This window comes from Anderseniella sp. Alg231-50 (assembly GCF_900149695.1).
Taxonomy (GTDB): Bacteria; Pseudomonadota; Alphaproteobacteria; order Rhizobiales; family Aestuariivirgaceae; genus Anderseniella.
Genome location: NZ_LT703008.1, coordinates 49117 through 70877, shown reverse-complemented (window position 1 = coordinate 70877; position 21761 = coordinate 49117). Strand labels below are relative to the sequence as shown.

General features: G+C 56.6%; 20 protein-coding genes, 1 tRNA gene and 1 pseudogene. 21 read left to right on the top strand and 1 reads right to left on the bottom strand.

Features of this window, described 5'->3' with window-relative positions; translation table 11 throughout:
* From DHN55_RS22080 to DHN55_RS22030, 11 genes are all read left to right on the top strand, one after another.
* Positions 1 to 476 (top strand): EF-Tu/IF-2/RF-3 family GTPase (locus DHN55_RS22080; RefSeq protein WP_337660666.1); only part of this gene is annotated, 476 nt, incomplete at its 5' end.
* 68 nt (positions 477 to 544) lie between these two features.
* Positions 545 to 620: transfer RNA gene (locus DHN55_RS22075), tRNA-Trp, on the top strand.
* A gap of 58 nt (positions 621 to 678) precedes the next feature.
* Entirely contained in the window at positions 679 to 873 is a 195-nt protein-coding gene (gene secE, locus DHN55_RS22070) for a preprotein translocase subunit SecE (protein WP_108883731.1), read from the top strand.
* Positions 874 to 898: 25 nt separating this feature from the next.
* Positions 899 to 1429, top strand: a complete 531-nt coding sequence (nusG, locus tag DHN55_RS22065; RefSeq protein ID WP_108883730.1) for a transcription termination/antitermination protein NusG — start codon at positions 899 to 901, stop codon at positions 1427 to 1429.
* A gap of 123 nt (positions 1430 to 1552) precedes the next feature.
* A complete protein-coding gene (gene rplK / locus DHN55_RS22060; RefSeq protein ID WP_108883729.1) occupies positions 1553 to 1984 on the top strand; it encodes a 50S ribosomal protein L11 in 432 nt (143 codons plus the stop codon).
* Positions 1985 to 1989: 5 nt separating this feature from the next.
* Positions 1990 to 2688: a 50S ribosomal protein L1 gene (gene rplA, locus DHN55_RS22055; protein ID WP_108883728.1), complete on the top strand. Its 699-nt coding sequence runs from the start codon at positions 1990 to 1992 to the stop codon at positions 2686 to 2688.
* Between the two features lie 395 nt (positions 2689 to 3083).
* The gene (gene rplJ / locus DHN55_RS22050) at positions 3084 to 3602 is read left to right on the top strand and encodes a 50S ribosomal protein L10 (RefSeq protein ID WP_108883727.1); all 519 of its coding nucleotides are present in this window, start codon (positions 3084 to 3086) and stop codon (positions 3600 to 3602) included.
* A 54-nt stretch (positions 3603 to 3656) separates the two neighbouring features.
* Positions 3657 to 4031 (top strand): 50S ribosomal protein L7/L12, encoded by a 375-nt coding sequence (gene rplL, locus DHN55_RS22045; protein WP_108883726.1) that lies wholly within the window; start codon positions 3657 to 3659, stop codon positions 4029 to 4031.
* A 230-nt stretch (positions 4032 to 4261) separates the two neighbouring features.
* Positions 4262 to 8344, top strand: a complete 4083-nt coding sequence (rpoB, locus tag DHN55_RS22040) for a DNA-directed RNA polymerase subunit beta (protein WP_108883725.1) — start codon at positions 4262 to 4264, stop codon at positions 8342 to 8344.
* Positions 8345 to 8493: 149 nt separating this feature from the next.
* Positions 8494 to 12696 (top strand): DNA-directed RNA polymerase subunit beta', encoded by a 4203-nt coding sequence (gene rpoC, locus DHN55_RS22035; protein WP_108883724.1) that lies wholly within the window; start codon positions 8494 to 8496, stop codon positions 12694 to 12696.
* A 116-nt stretch (positions 12697 to 12812) separates the two neighbouring features.
* Positions 12813 to 13142: a hypothetical protein gene (locus tag DHN55_RS22030; RefSeq protein WP_337660665.1), complete on the top strand. Its 330-nt coding sequence runs from the start codon at positions 12813 to 12815 to the stop codon at positions 13140 to 13142.
* Between the two features lie 132 nt (positions 13143 to 13274).
* Here the strand turns inward: DHN55_RS22030 and DHN55_RS22025 are convergent, their stop codons facing one another.
* Positions 13275 to 13775, bottom strand: a complete 501-nt coding sequence (locus DHN55_RS22025; protein ID WP_108883722.1) for a VOC family protein — start codon at positions 13773 to 13775, stop codon at positions 13275 to 13277.
* A gap of 475 nt (positions 13776 to 14250) precedes the next feature.
* On the opposite strand from DHN55_RS22025, the gene rpsL reads away from it, so the two are divergent.
* The 10 genes and pseudogenes from rpsL (at position 14251) to rpsS (ending at position 21756) form a co-directional block, all read left to right on the top strand.
* Positions 14251 to 14622, top strand: coding sequence for a 30S ribosomal protein S12 (rpsL, locus tag DHN55_RS22020; protein WP_108883721.1), 372 nt, complete (start codon positions 14251 to 14253; stop codon positions 14620 to 14622).
* 24 nt (positions 14623 to 14646) lie between these two features.
* Positions 14647 to 15117, top strand: a complete 471-nt coding sequence (gene rpsG, locus DHN55_RS22015; RefSeq protein WP_108883720.1) for a 30S ribosomal protein S7 — start codon at positions 14647 to 14649, stop codon at positions 15115 to 15117.
* Positions 15118 to 15138: 21 nt separating this feature from the next.
* A complete protein-coding gene (gene fusA, locus DHN55_RS22010) occupies positions 15139 to 17211 on the top strand; it encodes an elongation factor G (protein ID WP_108883719.1) in 2073 nt (690 codons plus the stop codon).
* Positions 17212 to 17260: 49 nt separating this feature from the next.
* Positions 17261 to 18451, top strand: coding sequence for an elongation factor Tu (gene tuf, locus DHN55_RS22005; RefSeq protein ID WP_108883718.1), 1191 nt, complete (start codon positions 17261 to 17263; stop codon positions 18449 to 18451).
* Between the two features lie 60 nt (positions 18452 to 18511).
* Positions 18512 to 18820, top strand: coding sequence for a 30S ribosomal protein S10 (rpsJ, locus tag DHN55_RS22000; RefSeq protein WP_108883717.1), 309 nt, complete (start codon positions 18512 to 18514; stop codon positions 18818 to 18820).
* A gap of 31 nt (positions 18821 to 18851) precedes the next feature.
* Positions 18852 to 19556, top strand: a pseudogene (gene rplC, locus DHN55_RS21995) (50S ribosomal protein L3); the annotation flags it as partial.
* Between the two features lie 134 nt (positions 19557 to 19690).
* A complete protein-coding gene (gene rplD, locus DHN55_RS21990; RefSeq protein WP_108883715.1) occupies positions 19691 to 20311 on the top strand; it encodes a 50S ribosomal protein L4 in 621 nt (206 codons plus the stop codon).
* Positions 20308 to 20601: a 50S ribosomal protein L23 gene (locus tag DHN55_RS21985; RefSeq protein WP_108883714.1), complete on the top strand. Its 294-nt coding sequence runs from the start codon at positions 20308 to 20310 to the stop codon at positions 20599 to 20601. The genes rplD and DHN55_RS21985 overlap by 4 nt, the downstream gene beginning before the upstream one ends.
* 30 nt (positions 20602 to 20631) lie before the next feature.
* On the top strand, positions 20632 to 21468 hold the full coding sequence (gene rplB, locus DHN55_RS21980; protein ID WP_108883713.1) for a 50S ribosomal protein L2: 837 nt from the start codon (positions 20632 to 20634) through the stop codon (positions 21466 to 21468).
* 12 nt (positions 21469 to 21480) lie between these two features.
* A complete protein-coding gene (rpsS, locus tag DHN55_RS21975) occupies positions 21481 to 21756 on the top strand; it encodes a 30S ribosomal protein S19 (RefSeq protein WP_108883712.1) in 276 nt (91 codons plus the stop codon).
* Positions 21757 to 21761: the final 5 nt, after the last annotated feature.

Genomic DNA, 21761 nt, shown 5'->3' with positions numbered 1-21761 from the left:
TGAAGGTTGGTGAGGAAATCGAGATTGTCGGTATCCGTGACACCACCAAGACGACGTGCACGGGCGTTGAGATGTTCCGCAAGCTGCTCGATCAGGGCCAGGCCGGCGACAACATCGGTGCGCTGCTGCGTGGTGTTGACCGTGAAGGTGTCGAGCGCGGTCAGGTACTGTGCAAGCCCGGTTCGATCACGCCGCATAAGAAGTTCAAGGCAGAAGCCTACATTCTGACCAAGGAAGAAGGCGGTCGTCATACCCCGTTCTTCGGCAATTACCGTCCGCAGTTTTACTTCCGTACGACGGATGTGACGGGTGTTGTTACGCTTCCTGAAGGGACCGAAATGGTTATGCCTGGCGACAATGTGTCGTTTGAAGTTGAACTGATCACGCCGATCGCGATGGAAGAGAAGCTGCGCTTCGCCATCCGTGAAGGTGGTCGTACCGTCGGTGCAGGCGTCGTTGCCGGCATCATAGAGTAAGTCTGAAGGCCGGATTTGCTTGAACAATAACAGGCGTGGAACCATATCCGGTTCCGCGCACCCGGTTTAGGGGTGTAGCTCAGTTGGTAGAGCGGCGGTCTCCAAAACCGCAGGTCGGGGGTTCGAGACCCTCCGCCCCTGCCACCCGGGAAACCAGAAGACTGCCAGGCCATCAGGCTGGCGGAAAGAGTGAAACAGGAATATGGCAAAGACCAATCCGTTTGAGTTTTTTCAGCAGGTCCGTCAGGAAACCGCGAAGGTTACCTGGCCCACCCGGCGTGAAACCATCATCACCACAATCATGGTGCTGATACTTTCGGCTGCTGCCGCTCTGTTTTTCCTGGGCGTAGATGCGATTTTGAAATGGGTTGTCGATCTGATCCTCTTCAGATCCTGAGCAGGCTGATCGGCGGGAGCGCAATATGACTAAGCGGTGGTACATCGTCCACGCCTACTCGAATTTCGAGAAGAAGGTGGCGGACTCGATCAAGGAGCAGGCGGCCATCAAGGGCCTCGGTGACTTGTTCGATGAAGTTCTGGTGCCGACGGAAGAGGTCGTCGAAATGCGCCGTGGCCGCAAGGTTCAGTCCGAGCGCCGTTTCTTCCCCGGTTACGTGCTGGTGAAGATGGATATGACGGATGAGGCTTATCACCTCATCAAGAACACACCGAAAGTGACCGGCTTTCTGGGGCACGACAACAAGCCCATGCCGATCACCGAGGACGAGGCGACCCGCATCCTGAGCCAGGTTCAGGAAGGTGTTGAGCGCCCACGGCCGACCATCATGTTTGAGGTTGGCGAACAGGTACGTGTTGCCGAAGGCCCGTTTGCGTCCTTCAACGGTCTTGTCGAAGACGTTGATGAGGAACGCGCCAGGCTCAAGGTGGCGGTTTCGATTTTTGGCCGGGCAACTCCGGTCGAGCTGGAATTCGGTCAGGTGGAGAAACTGTAAAGGTTTCGATATTTGCACCGTGTAACGGTGGGAGGCTGACAGGTGTCGCAACCTGAAATCCGGACCACTAACCTCTAATGCCTTTTGCCGCCGCACGCGGTGTGAAAGGCGAGGGAATGTAAAATGGCGAAGAAAGTTCTCGGCTATATCAAGCTGCAAATTCCGGCTGGGCAGGCAAATCCGTCCCCGCCGGTAGGCCCCGCTCTTGGTCAGCGCGGTCTGAATATCATGGAATTCTGCAAGGCGTTCAATGCTGCTACCCAGCAGGCTGAACCAGGCTCACCGATCCCGGTCGTGATCACTGCTTTCCAGGACAAGTCTTTCAGCTTCGAAATGAAGACGCCACCTGCGTCGTTCTTTCTGAAGAAGGCTGCAAAGATCAAGTCCGGTCACGCGGAAACCGGCAGGGGCAGCTTCATCGGCAAGGTGACGCGCGCCCAGTTGCGTGAAATTGCAGAAAAGAAAATGGTTGATCTCAATGCACGCGACCTCGACGCAGCAGAAAAGATCATCGCAGGTTCAGCCCGTTCGATGGGCCTGGAAGTGGTAGGGTAAGTATCATGGCAAACAAGGGAAAAAGATATTCCAAGGCTGTCGATGGTATCGATCGCGACAAGCTCTACAGCGCCGCCGAAGCGGTAAAAATGGTCAAGGAACGCGCTGTCGCGAAGTTCGATGAAACCATTGAACTGGCCATGAACCTGGGCGTTGATCCACGCCACGCCGACCAGATGGTCCGCGGTGTTGTGGCTCTGCCGGCCGGTACCGGCCGCGATGTTCGCGTTGCGGTTTTTGCCCGCGATGCCAAGGCTGACGAAGCCAAGGAAGCCGGAGCAGACATCGTCGGTGCGGAAGAACTGGTGGAAAAGGTCCAGAAGGGCGATATCGATTTTGATCGCGCCATTGCCACACCGGACATGATGCCGCTGGTTGGTCGTCTTGGTAAGGTCCTGGGACCGCGCAACCTGATGCCGAACCCCAAGGTCGGTACGGTGACACCGGATGTCGCCGCTGCAGTCAAGGCAGCCAAGGGCGGATCGGTTGAGTTTCGCGTCGAAAAGGCCGGCATTATTCATGCCGGTGTCGGCAAGGCGAGCTTCAAGGAAGATCAACTGCTTGAAAACGTGAAGGCATTCATCGGTGCGGTATCACGGGCCAAACCATCAGGGTCCAAGGGTACGTATATCAAGCGTGTTTCTGTTTCGTCGACAATGGGCCCCGGCCTGAAAATCGACGTGGCGTCCGTGTCCGGCGAGTAAGCCGAACAACAAGGACGTGCAAGAGTTGCCGTCTGATCCGAGTGTTTCACTTCGGATCCGGCGGTTGGGCCAGGAAACTGGTCCAAACCTGTCCGAGATTACAGGCGTCATGCTTGACGGCATGGCTTAAAAGCCAAGTTCTGGCAGCCCGTATGAGATAGGTGTTCAAAGAGGTTTGCTAAGTGGCTGTTTTACAGTTGTTTTCAGCAATTCGGTTTGAACCCTCAGTGATCCGAACCGCCAGGGTTTTGGCGGGGAGGAGGACAGGCAAGTGGAGTGCCGTTTGTTGTTAGGGCACTGCATCTCGCCGACAAGGCTGGTTGCAGTGCTGTTTGAAGCAGACGGTTTCGTGCAACCGCCCGGTCGTCAAAAACCGGGCAAACTGGAGAGAGCTAGTGGATAGAGCAGAAAAAAAGACGCTCGTCGCAACTCTCAACACCGTTTTCAAGGAAACCGGTGTTGTGGTGGTGACCCACAATCTCGGCCTGACAGTTCCGCAGATCAATGACCTGCGTAAAAAGATGGCAGAGGCTGGCGGGGCAACGAAAGTTGCCAAGAACCGTCTGGCAAAACTTGCTCTTGAAGGCACTGATGCCGCCGGTATCACCGACCTGTTCACAGGTCCAACCATGTTGTCCTATTCGGATGACCCGGTTGCAGCACCGAAGATCGTTTCAACGTTCGCCAAGGGCAACGACAAGCTTGTCGTCCTCGGCGGGGTTTTAGGGTCGACGGTTCTGGATGCCAATGGTGTCAAGGCACTTGCTGACCTGCCGTCGCTCGATGAGCTGCGGGCGAAGCTTGTGGGCATGATCCAGACGCCGGCCACCCGTATTGCGGGTGTTACGCAGGCGCCTGCCGGTCAGCTCGCACGGGTTATCAAGGCCTATGCTGACAAGGGAGAAGCGGCTTGATTGGCCGTGTCCAAACACTGAACTGGTTTAAACCGTAATACGAAAGACGAAAAAATGGCTGATCTTGCTAAGATTGTAGACGACCTGTCGAACCTGACAGTTATGGAAGCTGCTGAGCTTTCCAACATGCTTGAAGAAAAATGGGGCGTTTCTGCCGCTGCTCCCGTTGCTGTTGCCGCCGCTGGTGGTGGTGCTGGCGAAGCTGCTGCAGAAGCCAAAGACGACTTCGACGTTGTTCTTGAAGCCATCGGTGACAAGAAAATCGAAGTCATCAAGGAAGTACGTGCCATCACCGGCCTGGGCCTGAAGGAAGCCAAGGACCTGGTTGAAGGCGCACCGAAGACCGTCAAGGAAGCTTGCCCGAAGGCAGAAGCAGAAGAACTTCAGAAGAAGCTCGAAGCAGCTGGTGCCAAGGTCTCGCTCAAGTAAGCGGTACGACGACAAATTCCGGCGCGGGAAACCGCGCCGGTTCTGCTCGCCGGTATGATGCGGTTTGCAGAAACACATAAGTGAGGCGTTGGGGCGGTTTTCCGTGCGGTCTGTTTCGGTTCTTTAGGGAATTGAAATTCAAAGACTGCCCGGCAAGCCGCCGCTCTGGCTTGATTGAATTGCTCTGCGGCCATTCCTGGGCGTGAGAGCCAAAATGCGAAGGAACAGAAATGTCGCAAACGTTTATTGGCCGCAAACGTATTCGCAAGTTCTTCGGCAACATTCATGAAGTTGCCGAGATGCCAAACCTCATCGAGGTGCAAAAGGACAGCTATGATCAATTCCTTCAGGTGCTTGATCCTGAAGGAGGCCGCCTTGCAGAAGGTCTGCAGGCGGTATTCAAGTCAGTCTTCCCGATCAGTGATTTTTCGGGACAGGCAATGCTGGAATATGTCACCTACGAGTTCGAGGAACCAAAGTACGACGTTGAAGAGTGTCAGCAGCGCGGCATGACGTTTGCCGCACCGCTCAAGGTGACGCTGCGCCTGATCGTGTTTGAAATCGACGAAGATACCGGCGCCAAGTCCGTCAAGGACATCAAGGAGCAGGACGTGTACATGGGCGATATCCCGCTCATGACCAAGAACGGCACGTTCGTCGTGAACGGCACCGAGCGCGTGATCGTGTCCCAGATGCACCGTTCGCCGGGCGTTTTCTTCGACCATGACCGTGGCAAGACCCATTCTTCAGGCAAGTTGCTGTTCGCCGCTCGCATCATTCCTTACCGCGGTTCCTGGCTCGACTTTGAATTCGACGCCAAGGATATCGTGCATGTCCGTATTGACCGCCGCCGCAAGCTGCCGGTGACGGCGCTGCTGCATGCGCTGGGCATGGACAGCGAGGAAATCCTGCACACCTTCTACAACACCGTGTCATGTACGGCGTCGAAAGACGGTTGGCGGATGCCGTTTGATCCTGATCGCTATCGTGGTGTGAAGCCGACTGCCGACCTGGTCGATGCCAAGACCAAGAAGGTCGTTGTCGAAGCCGGCACCAAGATCACACCGCGCCTGGCCCGCAAGCTGGCGGAAGAAGGTCTCAAGGAACTGCTGGTCGACGACGAGAGCCTCTACGGTCACTTCGTTGCTGACGAGCTTGTGGATGCCAAAACCGGTGAAATTCATGCTGAAGCCGGTGCGGAGATCGACGAAGCCCTGATGACCGGCCTCACCGAAGCCGGTTACAAGGAACTGCGTCTTCTGGACATCGACCACATCAATACCGGCGCCTACATCCGCAACACGCTGATCGCCGACAAGGTCGAAAGCTACGAGCAGGCGCTGGTCGACATCTATCGTGTCATGCGTCCCGGTGAACCACCGACGCGTGAAACGGCTGAAGCCCTGTTCAGCGGCCTGTTCTTTGATCCCGAGCGCTACGACCTGTCATCGGTCGGTCGCGTCAAGATGAACATGCGTCTTGAACTGGATGCGCCTGACACGATGCGTGTTCTGCGCAAGGAAGACATTGTCGCTGTCGTCAAGACACTGGCTGAGCTGCGTGACAGCAAGGGCGAGATCGATGACATCGACCACCTTGGCAACCGTCGTGTGCGTTCGGTCGGCGAACTCATGGAAAATCAGTATCGCCTCGGCCTGATCCGCATGGAACGCGCCATCAAGGAGCGCATGTCTTCGGTCGACATCGATACTGTCATGCCGCATGACCTGATCAACGCCAAACCGGCTGCTGCCGCAGTGCGTGAGTTCTTCGGTTCCTCGCAGCTGTCGCAGTTCATGGACCAGACCAATCCGTTGTCGGAAATCACCCACAAGCGCCGCCTGTCTGCGCTTGGCCCGGGCGGCCTGACCCGTGAGCGTGCCGGCTTTGAGGTTCGCGACGTGCATCCGACCCACTATGGCCGTATCTGCCCGATCGAAACACCGGAAGGTCCCAACATCGGCCTGATCAACTCGCTGGCCACATTTGCCCGCGTCAACAAGTATGGTTTCATCGAGACACCATATCGCAAGGTGATCAACGGCAAGGTATCCGATGAAGTCGTGTACCTGTCGGCTATCGAGGAATCCAAGCCGCACATCGCGCAGGCCAACGTAGAGCTGACCAAGGACGGCAAGTTTGCCGAAGACCTTGTTCTGGTTCGCCAGCATGGTGAAGTGATGACGGTTCCGTCTGAACGTGTGGACTTTGTCGACGTGTCGCCGAAACAGCTTGTTTCGGTAGCAGCGGCTCTCATCCCGTTCCTGGAAAACGATGACGCCAACCGTGCGCTCATGGGCTCGAACATGCAGCGTCAGGCTGTGCCGCTCGTGCGCACTGACGCACCGCTTGTCGGTACCGGCATGGAAGCTGTTGTTGCCCGCGATTCCGGTGCTGCCATCACGGCACGGCGCTCTGGTGTCGTGGATCAGGTGGATGCAAAGCGTATCGTTATCCGCGCAACTGAGGAAACCGATCCGACAAAGTCCGGCGTCGACATCTACACGCTGTACAAGTTCCAGCGCTCAAACCAGAACACCTGCATCAACCAGCGTCCGCTGGTTCGTGTCGGTGACAGGCTGAAGGCCGGAGACATCATTGCCGACGGACCGTCTACCGATCTGGGTGACCTCGCGCTTGGCCAGAACGTGCTGGTCGCGTTCATGCCGTGGAACGGCTACAACTTCGAGGACTCCATCCTGTTGTCCGAGCGCATGGTGCGTGATGACGTGTTCACCTCGATCCACATCGAAGAGTTCGACGTCATGGCCCGCGATACAAAGCTCGGCCCTGAGGAGATAACCCGCGATATACCGAACGTGGGCGAGGAAGCTCTGAAGAACCTGGACGAGGCTGGTATCGTTTACATTGGTGCTGAAGTGCACCCGGGCGATATCCTGTGCGGCAAGATCACACCGAAGGGCGAAAGCCCGATGACACCGGAAGAAAAGCTTCTGCGTGCCATCTTCGGTGAAAAGGCATCTGATGTTCGCGATACATCGCTGCGTCTGCCGCCCGGCGTTGCCGGCACGGTCGTCGAGGTCCGGGTTTTCAACCGCCACGGCATCGACAAGGACGAACGTGCCCTGGCTATCGAGCGTGAAGAGATCGAACGCCTTGCCAAGGACCGCGATGACGAACTCGCCATTCTTGACCGCAACTCCTATGGCCGCCTGTCTGACTTCCTGAAAGGCAAGCAGGCTGCCGGTGGGCCGAAGGGCCACAAGATCGAGGGCAAGCTTACAGAAGCCGTCCTTGACGATGTGCCTCGTTCGCAGTGGTGGCAGATTGCCCTGTCCAACGAAAAGGCACTGGCGGAACTTGAAGCCATGCGCCAGCAATATGACGAGTCCAAGAAGCGACTTGAAAACCGCTTCCTCGACAAGGTCGAAAAGCTGCAGCGTGGTGACGAACTGCCGCCGGGCGTCATGAAGATGGTCAAGGTCTTTGTCGCCGTGAAACGCAAGATCCAGCCGGGCGACAAGATGGCCGGCCGCCACGGCAACAAGGGCGTGGTGTCGCGAATCGTTGCTGATGAGGACATGCCATACCTTGAAGACGGTCAGCCGGTTGATATCGTGCTGAACCCGCTCGGCGTGCCAAGCCGGATGAATGTCGGTCAGATACTGGAAACCCACCTGGGTTGGGCCTGCCGCGGTCTCGGCAAGCAGATTGGTGACATGGTTGATGCGTATCGCGAAAACCAGAACGCCAAGGTTTTGCGCAAGGAAATCGAGCACATTTACGGTGAAAACGAAGAAATCGCCGCATTGGAAGACGATGATCTTGCCGATCTGGGTGATTCACTGCGTGGCGGTGTTGCGATTGCGACACCGGTGTTTGACGGAGCCAAGGAGGAAAACATCTCCGAGCTTCTCGAACATGCCGGCCTGAGTACGTCCGGACAGGTGACCTTGTTCGACGGCCGCACCGGCGAGCCATTCGACAGACAGGTAACAGTGGGATATATCTATATTCTCAAGCTTCACCATCTGGTTGATGACAAAATCCATGCCCGTTCCATTGGCCCTTACTCGCTCGTTACCCAGCAGCCGCTGGGCGGCAAGGCGCAGTTCGGCGGACAGCGGTTCGGTGAAATGGAGGTTTGGGCTCTCGAAGCGTATGGCGCAGCCTATACCTTGCAGGAGATGCTCACTGTGAAGTCGGATGACGTTGCAGGCAGAACCAAGGTTTATGAGGCGATTGTGCGTGGTGATGATGCGTTCGAGGCCGGTATCCCGGAAAGCTTTAACGTGCTCGTAAAGGAAATGCGCTCGCTGGGTCTCAGCGTCGACCTTCAAAGTACAGAGTAACAAAAACGAATCGCCGGGCAGGGACCAATACTCCTGCCCGGATATGGAAACCACCGGCGTCGGGCCAGACCGGTAGTTTCCTTTGAAAAACCAGACACTCCGAAAAGCGGAAAACAGCCCCGTCCGCGAACAAGGAATTGAGGTATTACATGAACCATGAGGTCATGAACGTTTTCAATCCGGCAGGTCAGCCACTGACCTTTGAACAGATCCGGATCGGTATTGCAGCGCCGGAGAAGATTCTCTCCTGGTCGTTCGGCGAAATCAAAAAGCCGGAAACCATCAACTATCGTACCTTCAAGCCGGAGCGCGATGGTCTGTTCTGCGCGCGCATTTTTGGTCCTGTAAAGGACTATGAGTGCCTGTGCGGCAAGTACAAGCGGATGAAGTACAAGGGCATCATCTGCGAAAAATGCGGTGTGGAAGTAACCCTGGCCAAGGTTCGCCGCGAGCGCATGGGTCATATCGACCTGGCAGCACCGGTTGCGCACATCTGGTTCCTGAAGTCTTTGCCATCACGCATTTCACTGCTGCTGGACATGACACTGAAGGATGTCGAGCGCGTTCTGTACTTTGAAAACTACATCGTCACGGAACCCGGCCTGACGCCTATGAAGCATGGCGAACTGCTTACCGAAGAGCAGTTCATGGAAGCCCAGGATCATTACGGCGCCGACAGCTTCACCGCGGGCATCGGCGCTGAAGCCATCCGTGAAATTCTCATGGGCATCGAGCTGGAAAAACTGCGCGATCAGCTTCGTGTCGAGATCGCCGAGGCGACCACTGAACTGAAGCCGAAGAAGCTGGCCAAGCGGCTCAAGATTGTCGAAGGCTTCATCGAGTCCGGCAACAAGCCGGAGTGGATGATCCTGACCGTTGTTCCGGTTATCCCGCCTGAGTTGCGTCCGCTGGTGCCGCTTGACGGTGGCCGGTTCGCAACATCGGATCTCAACGACCTGTATCGCCGCGTGATCAACCGCAACAACCGTCTCAAGCGGCTGATCGAGCTGCGTGCGCCTGACATCATCATCCGTAACGAAAAGCGGATGCTGCAGGAATCTGTTGATGCACTGTTCGACAATGGCCGTCGTGGCCGGGTCATCACCGGTGCCAACAAGCGTCCGCTCAAGTCACTGGCAGACATGCTGAAGGGCAAGCAGGGCCGGTTCAGGCAGAACCTGCTCGGAAAGCGCGTCGACTATTCCGGCCGCTCGGTGATCGTGGTTGGCCCCGAACTCAAGCTGCATCAGTGCGGCCTGCCGAAGAAGATGGCGCTGGAACTGTTCAAGCCGTTCATCTATTCGCGGCTTGACGCCAAGGGCCTGTCATCCACCGTGAAGCAGGCCAAGAAGCTGGTCGAGAAGGAAAAGCCGGAAGTCTGGGACATCCTTGACGAGGTGATCCGCGAGCATCCCGTGCTGCTCAACCGTGCACCGACGCTTCACAGGCTTGGCATCCAGGCATTTGAGCCCGTGCTCATCGAAGGCAAGGCAATCCAGTTGCATCCTCTGGTGTGCGCGGCCTTCAACGCTGACTTTGACGGCGACCAGATGGCGGTTCACGTGCCGCTGTCCCTGGAAGCACAGCTCGAAGCCCGTGTGTTGATGATGTCGACCAACAACGTCCTGCATCCTGCAAACGGACAGCCGATCATCGTGCCGTCACAGGATATCGTGCTTGGCCTGTACTACGTTTCCCAGATGAAGGAAAACGAGCCGGGCGAAGGCATGCTGTTTGGTGATGTCGCGGAAGTCGATCATGCACTGCATGCCGGCGTGATCACGCTGCATACCAAGATCAAGGGCCGGTTCAAGTATCTGGACGAGGAAGGTAACCCGACTTCGCGCATTTACGAAACCACGCCTGGCCGCCTGAAGATCGGTGAATTGCTGCCGAAACAACCGGGCATGTCTCTGGAGATCTGCAACAAGCTCCTGACCAAGCGCGAAATCTCGAAGATGATTGATGACGTCTATCGCGGATGCGGTCAGAAAGAGTCCGTCATTTTCTGTGACAAGATCATGGGCCTTGGTTTCTTCAACGCCTTCAAGGCGGGCATCTCGTTCGGCAAGGATGACATGGTCATTCCGGACACCAAGGAGAAGCTGGTTTCCGAGTCGCGTGAACTAGCCAAGGAATATGAACAGCAGTACATCGACGGCCTGATTACCAAGGGCGAGAAGTACAACAAGGTTGTTGATGCCTGGGCCAAGTGCACCGACAAGGTCGCCGATGAAATGATGGGCCGGATTCAGGCCGTTCAGATCGACGACGAGAGCAAGCGTGAGAAACCGGTGAATTCCATCTACATGATGGCTCACTCCGGTGCGCGTGGTTCTCCGGCACAGATGAAGCAGCTCGGCGGTATGCGCGGCCTCATGGCCAAGCCGTCCGGCGAAATCATCGAAACGCCGATCATCTCGAACTTCAAGGAAGGCCTCACCGTTCTGGAGTACTTCAACTCCACCCATGGTGCCCGTAAGGGTCTGGCTGACACGGCCTTGAAGACGGCCAACTCCGGTTATCTGACGCGCCGTCTTGTTGACGTGGCCCAGGATGCCATCATTGCCGAAGATGATTGTGGTACCGAAAACTCGATCACCGCACGTCCGATCATCGATGCCGGTGAGATCATTGCCTCTTTGGGATCACGTGTTCTGGGCCGTACAGCGGCTGAGGACGTGCTGCACCCGCAGACCAATGAAGTGATCATTCCGGCCATGCGGGAAATCACCGAAGAAGATGTCGAGAAGATCGAGGATGCCAACATCCAGGAATTCCGCATCCGTTCAGTGCTGACCTGCGAAACCCGCTTTGGCGTATGTGCACGGTGTTACGGCCGTGACCTGGCTCGCGGCACACCGGTCAATCACGGCGAAGCAGTCGGTGTTATCGCCGCACAGTCGATCGGTGAACCCGGTACCCAGCTGACCATGCGGACCTTCCATATTGGTGGTACGGCGCAGGTGCTCGATGAATCCTTCGTGGAATCCAACCATGAAGGCATCGTCAAGCTGCGCAACTCCAATGTGGTCACCGACAGCTCCGGCAAGATCATCACGCTCGGCCGTAACGTGTCTCTGGTCATCGAAGATGAACAGGGCCATGAACGCGCGGTACACAAGCTGATGCAGGGTGCGCGTCTGTTCGTCAACGAAGGCGACAAGATCAAGCGCGGCATGCGTCTCGCCGAGTGGGATCCGTACACCCGTCCTGTGATGACCGAGGTTGATGGCAAGATTGAATTCGAAGACGTCGTTGACGGCGTCTCGGTGTCGGAAGTCACCGATGAATCAACCGGTATCACCAACCGCGTCCTGATCGATTGGCGTACCAGCCCGCGTGGTGCGGACCTGCGGCCGGCAATCGTCATCAAGGACAAGAAGGGCGAAATCCTCAAACTGCCACGTGGCGGAGAGGCCCGCTATCTTCTGTCGGTCGATGCCATCTTGTCGGTTGACCCGGGTTCCGCGGTCAAGGCCGGTGACGTGCTTGCCCGTATTCCTCTGGAAAGTGCCAAGACACGCGACATCACCGGCGGTCTGCCGCGTGTTGCCGAGTTGTTTGAGGCACGCCGTCCGAAGGATCACGCGGTTATCGCTGAAATCTCCGGTCGCGTTGAATTCGGTCGTGACTACAAGAACAAGCGCCGCATCCGCATTGTGCCGGAAGACGCTTCTCTTGAGCCTGCTGAATACCTGATCCCGAAGGGCAAGCACCTTCCGGTCCAGGAAGGTGACTTCATCGAGAAGGGCGAATACATCCTTGATGGTCACCCGGCACCGCATGACATCCTTGCCATTAAGGGTGTTGAGGAGCTGGCGACCTATCTCGTCAACGAAGTGCAGGAAGTTTACCGTCTGCAGGGTGTGAGCATCAACGACAAGCACATCGAGGTTATTGTTCGCCAGATGCTTCAGAAGGTTGAAATCACCGAGCAGGGTGATACCTCGCTTCTGTCCGGTGAACAGCTTGACCGTACGGAGTTGGAAAACATCAACGCCAAAATGGCGGAAGAAGGCAAAAAGCCTGCTTCCGGTGTGCCGGTCCTGCTTGGTATCACCAAGGCCAGCCTGCAGACGCGGTCGTTCATTTCCGCGGCGTCGTTCCAGGAAACAACCCGCGTGCTTACCGAAGCTGCAATCAGCGGCAAAGTCGACACGCTGGAAGGTCTCAAGGAAAACGTCATCGTGGGCCGTCTCATTCCGGCCGGTACCGGCGGCATGTTGTCCCGTTTCAAATCCGTTGCTGACAAGCGCGACGGTCTGATCCTGGACGAACAGGCCAAGGTGGCGGTTGAAGATGCAAGTGAACCTGCTGCGGAAGAAGAGCAGGTTCCGGCGGGCGAATAGGTTTCGCCGTCAACCGACGTGAATGGATTGACAATCTCCGACCGCCGCGATCACCATGGATCGCGGCGGTTTTTGTTTCTCGGTAACCGGTGTTCACGCAATGACAGGAGGCCCTGGTGGCATTCAACTTGAAACGATCGGTCTATATGTTTCTCGGGCAGGGCGGGCACAGGGACGGTGTTGCTGACAACCCTGACCGCGGCTTCGTGGTCTTTGTGTCGGCAAGAAACGCGGGTGCGGCCCATAAGGAAGCTGAAAAAGCCCTGGTTGAGCGTGGCTGGGAAGAGGTTGAAATCCTCAGGGGCGGAGAGGTGCCGGACAAGCCCGACAAGAAACCCCATGATGATGCATGGCAGGAAGCCCGCGACGGTAAACGTGGCATCATTGTCTATGACGTGAAAGCCGAGGCCAGCGGTGCGTCGGACAGCCCGCCACGGCAGGCCTGAAACCCATAACAGGTTCAGCGAAGGCGGATTGCCGGCAGGCAAAAGAATAGGGCGGATGAACATGATTGCAAAAGCCTCATGTTCATTCCGCCCCAGTGTTGACCGGGCCCGGTGGCCCGTGACGCGGGATTGTCAGTTGGGCAGCGAATACCTTGCGTTTCTGCGGTTGGCTGTCGCCAGTTCCGGTGCAAACTCGATAGAGTCGTCTTCATCCATCAGGTCATGGTCGACAGTCTTGGCGCTTTCGTCCAGTTGCTCGAGCGCCGGTTCAATCAGTCCCAGGAGGGCGCCTGATGCATCGGTCACGATGGCAATCTTTCCTATCCCGGGAATTTCGGTCGCCGGGCGGGTTACTTCCCCGCCGGCCGATGCGGTTTCCTGTGCAGCGCGGTCGAGATCATCAACCGCCATGTATGTCATCCAGTGGGCCGGAATGCCTTTGTAGGTTGGTGCGGAGAGGCTGTAGACACCACCTACCGTCTTGCCGCCCTTGCGGGCCAGCCAGTAGGGTTCGCCATCGGGCAGGGTGACTTGTTCAAACGTCCATCCCAGGGTGCGGCGATAGAAGTTTCGCGCTTCAAGCGCATCCCAGGTATTCAGTTCGTGCCACCATGTTTCGACTTGTTGTTGCATATTGCCCTCCGGAAATACCCGCATCTGATGTTACAAAGCGAGGGGGATATTGTGCCGTCCCCTGAAATCAGGGTGATTCACGCAATGGGCCGCGATATGGCGCGATCGGGGCTATTGTTTGTGCTCCACAGTTCAATTAAGGCCAAGTTGGGACATTTGTCGGGTCAATAGCTTGAAAACAGGCAGAAATAGACCAAATTCAGGTCTTGACGACAGGGGGGTGTATGAGTATGTTCCGGCCAACTTTCGAGGCGGTAAGCCGTAGGCCTTAGGGTCTAGACGTTGCCGGGAAAGCCAAGCTGAGTCAGATCGGAACATGACTCTCAGGACGCAAGTGCCTGAAAGTCCTCTGGATTTGAGGCGCTGGTCACCAAAATAATTGGTGAGGCAGCGTTTATTTTTATGCGTGCCCTCATTCAGCGGGTCGCGCGTGTGATTTGTTTTAACGTGACCTGTTCGAGAGCGCGAGACCTATATGCCCACGATCAACCAGCTTATTCGCAAACCCCGTGTTGCGCAAAAGACCCGCAACAAGGTTCCGGCGATGCAGGAATGCCCGCAGAAACGTGGTGTTTGCACCCGTGTCTACACAACGACCCCGAAGAAGCCGAACTCGGCGCTTCGCAAGGTTGCCCGTGTGCGTCTGACCAATGGGTTCGAAGTTACCAGTTACATTCCCGGCGAAGGCCATAACCTTCAGGAACACTCCGTGGTGATGATCCGCGGCGGTCGTGTGAAGGACCTTCCCGGTGTCCGTTATCATATCATTCGCGGCGTTCTGGATACGCAAGGGTTGGCCAAGCGCCGCCAGCGTCGGTCCAAGTACGGCGCCAAGCGTCCTAAATAAGCGTAGGAAGAGGGTAGTAAAACCATGTCACGCCGTCACCGCGCAGAAAAACGCGTAATCAATCCGGACCCGAAGTTCGCTGATCTGATCCTGTCGAAATTCATGAACAACCTGATGCTCGATGGCAGGAAATCTGTCGCTGAGCGTATTGTTTATGGTGCGTTCGACAAGATCGAGGAAAAGCTGCGCCAGGAGCCGCTCACCGTTTTTCACCAGGCGCTGGAAAATGTATCTCCAGCAGTTGAAGTTCGTTCGCGCCGTGTCGGTGGTGCAACATACCAGGTGCCGGTTGAAGTGCGCACCGAGCGCCGTCAGGCACTGGCGATCCGCTGGCTGATTACAGCTGCACGCGGTCGCAACGAAAACACAATGATCGAGCGTTTGTCCGGCGAGCTCATGGATGCTGCCAGCAATCGCGGTACCGCAGTAAAGAAGCGTGAAGATACTCACCGGATGGCAGAAGCGAACCGCGCTTTCTCCCATTACCGCTGGTAATTCATTTCGGAGATCAGGCAGATGGCCCGCACGCACGAACTTAAAGACTACCGCAACTTTGGCATCATGGCGCACATTGACGCCGGCAAGACCACTGTTACCGAGCGTATCCTTTTCTACTCCGGCAAGAGCCACAAGATTGGTGAAGTGCACGACGGCGCCGCCACCATGGACTGGATGGAGCAGGAGCAGGAGCGTGGCATCACGATTACCTCTGCTGCGACCACGACCGAGTGGCTCGGCAAGCGCCTGAACATCATTGACACGCCTGGCCACGTTGACTTCACCATTGAAGTAGAGCGCTCGCTGCGCGTTCTGGATGGCGCGGTTTGCGTGCTTGACTCCAATGCCGGTGTTGAGCCTCAGACCGAGACGGTCTGGCGCCAGGGCGACAAGTACCGCGTGCCTCGCATCGTGTTCTGCAACAAGATGGACAAGATCGGTGCTGACTTCGACAAATGCCTGTCGGACATCAAGGAGCGCCTTGGTGCACGCCCGATCGCGATTCAGATGCCAATCGGTGCTGAGGACGATTTCAAGGGTGTTATCGACCTTGTTCGCATGAAGGCCATTGTCTGGAAAACCGAAGACATGGGTGCGGAATATACAGAAATGGATATTCCCGCTGAACTGCAGGACCGGGCCGACGAACTGCGCCTTGAAATGATTGAGGCTGCCGTCGAACTGGATGAGCCTGCAATGGAAGCGTATCTGGAAGGTACCGAGCCTGACTTCGATACGCTGCAGAGATTGTTGCGTCAGGCGGTTCTGTCGTCCGCATTCTTCCCGGTTCTGTGTGGTTCTGCCTTTAAGAACAAGGGTGTCCAGACACTTCTTGACGCAGTTGTCGCGTATCTTCCTTCACCTTTGGAAGTACCAGCCATCAGGGGCATCGACACCAAGACCGAAGAAGAAACGGTTCGCAAGTCATCTGATGATGAGCCGCTTTCGCTGCTCGCCTTCAAGATCATGGACGACCCTTATGGTGTCCTGACCTTTGCCCGCATCTATTCCGGCAAGCTGTCCAAGGGCTCAACCGTGTTGAACTCGACGCGCGGCAAGACCGAGCGTATCGGCCGGATGGTGCTGATGCACTCGAACAGCCGTGAGGAAATTTCTGATGCCTATGCCGGCGACATTGTTGCGCTGGTCGGTCTGAAAGAAGCACGTACGGGTGATACGCTTTGTGATGTCGCCAAGCCTGTGATCCTGGAAAAGATGGAATTTCCTGATCCGGTCATTGAGATGGCTGTTGAGCCGAAAACCAAGGCTGACCAGGAAAAGATGGGTCTGGCGCTTGCCAAGCTGTCTACTGAAGATCCGTCCTTCTATGTGTCTACCGACGAAGAAAGCGGCCAGACCATCATCAAGGGCATGGGCGAGCTGCATCTCGACATCAAGGTCGACATCCTGCGTCGCCAGCACAAGATCGATGTCAATGTGGGTGCGCCTCAGGTTGCCTATCGTGAGACCATCACCAAGGCGACCGATATTGACTACACGCACAAGAAACAGACCGGTGGTACTGGCCAGTTTGCTCGCGTGAAGTTCACTGTCGAGCCTGGCGAGGAAAATTCCGGGATGGTGTTCGAGAGCAAGGTTGTTGGCGGCAATGTTCCGAAGGAATACCTGCCCGGCGTGGAAAAGGGCCTGAACTCGGTGATGACGTCCGGCAATATCATCGGCTTCCCGATGGTCGACGTGAAAGTCACTCTCAATGACGGCGCCTATCATGAAGTCGACTCCTCGGCGATTGCCTTCGAAATTGCATCGCGCTCTGCGCTTCGTGAAGCTATTTCCAAGGCGGGCCCGGTTCTGCTTGAGCCGGTTATGAAGGTTGAGGTCGTTTCGCCTGAAGAATATCTCGGGTCTGTTATCGGTGACCTGAATTCCCGTCGTGGCCAGATTGCCGGTACAACCGCACGCGGTAACGCGCAGGTTGTGAATGCAATGGTGCCGCTGGCAAACATGTTTGGCTACGTGAACAATTTGCGCTCGATGAGCCAGGGTCGCGCTGCCTACACCATGTCGTTTGATCACTATTCTGAAGTGCCGCGCAATGTGGCTGATGAAGTGGTCGCAAAGTACGCGTAACCGGATTTCGTGAATTAACTGACTAACCCTGACTGAGGGAGACTGTAAAATGGCCAAGGCAAAGTTTGAACGTAACAAGCCGCACTGCAATATCGGCACGATTGGTCACGTTGACCATGGCAAGACGTCGCTGACGGCGGCGATCACGAAGGTTCTGGCTGAATCTGGTGGTGCGGAATTTTCCGCCTATGACGAGATTGACAAGGCACCTGAGGAAAAAGCCCGTGGTATTACCATTTCCACGGCTCACGTTGAGTATGAGACGGATAACCGTCACTACGCCCACGTGGATTGCCCGGGCCATGCTGACTATGTGAAGAACATGATCACCGGTGCTGCCCAGATGGATGGTGCTATTCTGGTTGTGTCTGCATCTGACGGTCCTATGCCGCAGACCCGCGAGCACATCCTGCTTGCGCGCCAGGTTGGTGTGCCTGCGCTTGTTGTGTTCATGAACAAGGTTGACCAGGTTGACGACGAAGAGCTGCTTGAGCTTGTCGAGATGGAAATCCGCGAGYTGYTGTCGTCTTACGACTTCCCTGGCGATGATATTCCGATCGTGCGCGGTTCAGCGCTTGCAGCCCTGGAAGACAAGACACCTGAGATYGGCAARGASGCTGTTATCAAGCTGATGGCAGCTGTTGATGAGTACATTCCTCAGCCTGAGCGTCCGATTGACCAGCCGTTCCTGATGCCGATCGAGGAYGTGTTCTCGATTTCCGGTCGTGGTACGGTTGTGACCGGTCGTGTTGAGCGTGGTGTTGTGAAGGTTGGTGAGGAAATCGAGATTGTCGGTATCCGTGACACCACCAAGACGACGTGCACGGGCGTTGAGATGTTCCGCAAGCTGCTCGATCAGGGCCAGGCCGGCGACAACATCGGTGCGCTGCTGCGTGGTGTTGACCGTGAAGGTGTCGAGCGCGGTCAGGTACTGTGCAAGCCCGGTTCGATCACGCCGCATAAGAAGTTCAAGGCAGAAGCCTACATTCTGACCAAGGAAGAAGGCGGTCGTCATACMCCGTTCTTCGGCAAYTACCGTCCGCAGTTTTACTTCCGTACGACGGATGTGACGGGTGTTGTTACGCTTCCTGAAGGGACCGAAATGGTTATGCCTGGCGACAATGTGTCGTTTGAAGTTGAACTGATCACGCCGATCGCGATGGAAGAGAAGCTGCGCTTCGCCATCCGTGAAGGTGGTCGTACCGTCGGTGCAGGCGTCGTTGCCGGCATCATAGAGTAACTAAACTGAATAGGGGTGTTTCTGGTTGTCAGGGACACCCCAACTTACGGATCCAAGTAGATGCAAAAACAGAATATTCGCATCCGTCTCGAAGCGTTCGACCATCGGGTTCTCGATGGTTCGGCACGTGAAATCGTGAATACGGCCAAGCGCACCGGCGCTCAGGTTCGTGGTCCGGTTCCGCTGCCGACGCGGATTGAACGGTTCACCGTGAACCGCTCGCCCCACGTGGACAAGAAGAGCCGCGAACAGTTTGAGATGCGCACGCATCGTCGCATTCTGGATATTGTTGACCCAACTCCGCAAACGGTGGACGCGCTGATGAAGCTCGACCTTGCTGCTGGTGTTGATGTTGAGATCAAGCTCTGATTTCAGAGCGAGACGAACGGGAGTCTGAACTATGCGTTCAGGAGTAATTGTACAGAAGCTGGGCATGACCCGGATTTTCACCGACGCAGGTGAACATATTCCGGTGACTGTCTTGAAGCTGGATACCTGCCAGGTTGTCGGCCACAAGACCGTTGAAAAGAACGGTTACACGGCTTTGCAGCTTGGTGTTGGTGCCGCCAAGGTGAAGCGCCTGACCAAGGCTGACCGCGGTCAGTTCGCGGTTGCAAAGGTAGAGCCCAAGCGCAAGGTCGTCGAGTTCCGGGTAAGCCCGGACAACATGGTCGATGTGGGTGAAGAGATCATTGCCGATCACTACTTCGCGGGCCAGTACGTCGATGTGTCCGGCACTTCGGTTGGTAAAGGTTTTGCCGGTGCCATGAAACGCCATAACTTCGGCGGACTTCGTGCATCGCATGGTGTGTCGGTCTCTCACCGTTCGCATGGTTCGACCGGCCAGTGCCAGGACCCGGGCAAGGTGTTCAAGGGCAAGAAGATGGCCGGCCAGATGGGTAATGAGCGTGTAACCGTTCAGAACCTGCAGATTGTCAAGACAGACACCGAGCGTGGCCTAATCATGGTCAAGGGTGCTGTGCCTGGTGCCAAGGGTGGCTGGGTCCGGTTGAGCGACGCCGTCAAGAAGCCGCAGGCTGAAAACGCCATTATCCCGGCTGCGCTTCGTTCATCTGCCGCCGCCGCTGCTGCTGCCGCTGCTGAAGCCGAGGCTGCTGCTGCTGCCGAAGCTGCCGCGGAAGCAGAACGGATTGCCGCTGACGATGCTGCTGCTCAAGCCAAGGCGATGGAAGACGCGCCTGCCGAAACCGATGACGGTGCCGATGGAGGCAGCGAACAATGAAAACCGATATTCAAACACTTCAGGCCAAGAAGGCGGGCACGGTTGACCTGTCCGACGAGATTTTCGGCCTCGAGCCTCGCGGTGACTTGTTGCACCGCATGGTGACATGGCAGTTGGCCAAGCGCCGCGCCGGTACACACAAGACCAAGGGCCGCGCGGAAATCAACCGCACTGGTGCTCGTTTCGGTCGCCAGAAGGGCGGCGGTCGGGCGCGTCACGGTTCGCGCCGGGTCGGTATATTTGTCGGGGGTGGCAAGGCTCATGGGCCGGTAGTCCGCAGTCACGCCACTGGCCTTCCCAAGAAGGTCAGGGCGCTGGCCCTTCGTCATGCACTGTCGGCCAAGGTCAAGGCCAACGAACTGATCATTCTGGACAGTTCTGACGTGAAGACACCGAAGACCAAGGATCTGGCAGGCGCATTTTCGAAACTCGGCCTGACTAATGTGCTGGTGATCGACGGTGCCGAAGTGAATGAAAACTTCGCCAAGGCTGCCAGCAACCTGATCAATGTCGATGTGCTGCCGGTTCAGGGCATCAATGTTTACGACATCCTGCGCCGTCAGAACCTGGTTCTGACCAAGGCTGCCGTTGAAGCGCTGGAGGCGCGGTTCAAATGAGCATGGAAAAAAACTACAATATTATCCGCGCACCATCGATTACCGAAAAGGCGACACTGTTGAGTGAAGCCAACCAGGTGGTTTTCAATGTTGCCGGTACCGCTTCCAAGCCGGAAATCAAGAAAGCTGTTGAAGAGCTGTTCAATGTCAAGGTGAAGGCAGTGAACACGCTGGTTCGCAAGGGTAAGACCAAGCGTTTCCGCGGCATTCGGGGTCGGCAGAGTGATGTGAAAAAAGCGATTGTCACACTCGAAGATGGCCAGTCCATCGACGTGACGACCGGTCTTTAAAGTTTAATTTGAGCGATTGAGACGTAAACCATGGCACTGAAAAAGTTCAAGCCCAACACACCGGGACAGCGGCAGCTGGTCATCGTTGACCGCTCCGGTCTTTGGAAGGGCAAGCCCGTCAAGACCCTCACCGAGGGTCTGTCCAAGAGCGGTGGCCGCAACAACCATGGCCGTCAGACCTCGTTTTCGCGGGGCGGCGGGCACAAGCGCACCTATCGTGTAATCGATTTCAAGCGGACACGCGAAGGCACCGCCAGCGTTGAGCGTATTGAATATGATCCGAACCGCACTGCGTTCATTGCGCTGCTGAAATATGAAGACGGAACACTGTCTTACATTCTCGCACCGCAACGCCTGAACGAGGGTGACAAGGTCGTAACCGGCACCACTGGTGTCGACGTGAAGCCGGGCAACTGCATGCCGCTGGGCAACATCCCTGTCGGCACCATCATCCACAATGTGGAGATGAAGCCGGGCAAGGGCGGTCAGATCGCACGTTCCGCCGGTGCCTATGCCCAGCTGGTCGGCCGTGACCGTTCGATGGCTCTGCTGCGGCTCAAGTCCGGTGAGACCCGGATGGTGTCGTCTGAATGCCGCGCAACGGTTGGTGCCGTATCGAACCAGGACCACATGAACACCAATGACGGCAAGGCCGGGCGTTCGCGCTGGCGGGGCCGCCGCCCGGTGGTTCGCGGTGTTGCCATGAACCCGATCGATCACCCGCACGGTGGTGGTGAAGGACGCACGTCAGGTGGCCGTCACCCGGTTACCCCGTGGGGCAAGCCGACCAAGGGCAAGAAGACACGTACAAACAGATCATCGGACAAATTCATTGTTCGTTCGCGCCACCAGCGCAAGAAGAGATAAGGGTTAGGTTGAATGGCTCGTTCACTGCATAAAGGCCCGTTCGTCGACGGGTATCTGCTCAAGAAAGCGGAAGCTGCGCGCAGCTCCGGCCGTAACCAGGTTATCAAGACCTGGAGCCGTCGCTCGACCATCTTGCCGCAATTCGTCGGCCTGACGTTCGGCGTGCACAACGGCAACAAGCACGTTCCGGTGAACGTGTCTGAAGACATGGTTGGTCACAAGCTGGGTGAGTTCGCACCGAGCCGGACCTATTACGGCCACCAGGCCGACAAGAAGTCGAAGAGGTAAGGGCA

Bases quoted from the DNA above. Each gene is read 5' to 3' on its own strand.
- rpsG (WP_108883720.1), top strand. From the start codon at position 14,647: ATGTCACGCCGTCACCGCGCAGAAAAACGCGTAATCAATCCGGACCCG.
- nusG (WP_108883730.1), top strand. From the start codon at position 899: ATGACTAAGCGGTGGTACATCGTCCACGCCTACTCGAATTTCGAGAAG.
- DHN55_RS22025 (WP_108883722.1), bottom strand. From the start codon at position 13,775: ATGCAACAACAAGTCGAAACATGGTGGCACGAACTGAATACCTGGGAT.
- rpsS (WP_108883712.1), top strand. From the start codon at position 21,481: ATGGCTCGTTCACTGCATAAAGGCCCGTTCGTCGACGGGTATCTGCTC.
- rplL (WP_108883726.1), top strand. From the start codon at position 3,657: ATGGCTGATCTTGCTAAGATTGTAGACGACCTGTCGAACCTGACAGTT.
- rplD (WP_108883715.1), top strand. From the start codon at position 19,691: ATGAAAACCGATATTCAAACACTTCAGGCCAAGAAGGCGGGCACGGTT.
- rplB (WP_108883713.1), top strand. From the start codon at position 20,632: ATGGCACTGAAAAAGTTCAAGCCCAACACACCGGGACAGCGGCAGCTG.
- rpsL (WP_108883721.1), top strand. From the start codon at position 14,251: ATGCCCACGATCAACCAGCTTATTCGCAAACCCCGTGTTGCGCAAAAG.
- fusA (WP_108883719.1), top strand. From the start codon at position 15,139: ATGGCCCGCACGCACGAACTTAAAGACTACCGCAACTTTGGCATCATG.
- secE (WP_108883731.1), top strand. From the start codon at position 679: ATGGCAAAGACCAATCCGTTTGAGTTTTTTCAGCAGGTCCGTCAGGAA.
- rpoC (WP_108883724.1), top strand. From the start codon at position 8,494: ATGAACCATGAGGTCATGAACGTTTTCAATCCGGCAGGTCAGCCACTG.
- rplA (WP_108883728.1), top strand. From the start codon at position 1,990: ATGGCAAACAAGGGAAAAAGATATTCCAAGGCTGTCGATGGTATCGAT.
- DHN55_RS21985 (WP_108883714.1), top strand. From the start codon at position 20,308: ATGAGCATGGAAAAAAACTACAATATTATCCGCGCACCATCGATTACC.
- rplK (WP_108883729.1), top strand. From the start codon at position 1,553: ATGGCGAAGAAAGTTCTCGGCTATATCAAGCTGCAAATTCCGGCTGGG.
- rpoB (WP_108883725.1), top strand. From the start codon at position 4,262: ATGTCGCAAACGTTTATTGGCCGCAAACGTATTCGCAAGTTCTTCGGC.
- rpsJ (WP_108883717.1), top strand. From the start codon at position 18,512: ATGCAAAAACAGAATATTCGCATCCGTCTCGAAGCGTTCGACCATCGG.